Source organism: Streptomyces sp. A3M-1-3 (assembly GCF_024213665.1).
Lineage (GTDB): Bacteria > Actinomycetota > Actinomycetes > Streptomycetales > Streptomycetaceae > Streptomyces.
The window spans coordinates 1-684 of sequence record NZ_JANAVP010000086.1; the positions used below are offsets into that span (position 1 = coordinate 1).

Consider the following 684-nt stretch of genomic DNA (forward strand, 5'->3'; position numbering starts at 1 on the left):
GGGGTTGGGACCTGTTGTCTCGTAAGACCACTCTTGTGAGTGATAGTGCATTTTGGTGAGTGTCATTACGGTCGCGGGTATGAACCTCAAGGAGTGGGCGAGAGCGCAGGGTGTGCATCCGCAGACCGCGTATCGCTGGTTTCGTGAGGGAACTTTGCCTGTACCGGCGCAGCGAGTCGGGCCGCGCACGATCCTGGTGAACGTGGAAGCGAACGCATCGCCGGAGGGTCTGGGCGGCGTTGGCCTGTATGCCCGTGTCTCCTCGCACGATCAGAGATCGGACCTGGAATGCCAGGTCGCACGGCTGTCGGCGTGGGCTGCGAAGTCAGGTCACCGCGTGGTGCGGGTAGAGGCCGAGATGGCATCCGGCATGAACGGCTCCCGGTCCAAGGCCCGCCGTCTGCTCGCAGACCCAAAGGTGACCACCGTGGTGGTGGAGCACCGTGACCGGCTCGGGCGGATGGACACGGACCTTATCGAGGCCGCTTTGGAGGCCTCCGGGCGTCGTCTGGTGGTGCTGGATGACGGCGAGGTCGAAGACGACCTGGTGCGGGACATGGTGGAGGTGCTGACCTCGTTCTGCGCCCGCCGGTACGGGCGCGGCTCGGCGAAGAGTCGGGCCCGGAAGGCGTTGGAGGCTGCCGAGCGTGGCTGACTCCGAACTCCGTCCGATCGCCGCGTCGT

1 protein-coding gene is annotated in these 684 nt (G+C 65.6%); it reads left to right on the top strand.

Annotation, left to right across the window (positions count from 1 at the left end; genetic code table 11):
- Positions 1–79: 79 nt before the first annotated feature.
- Entirely contained in the window at positions 80–655 is a 576-nt protein-coding gene (locus NLX86_RS34270; protein WP_254375728.1) for an IS607 family transposase, read from the top strand.
- Positions 656–684 lie beyond the last annotated feature (29 nt).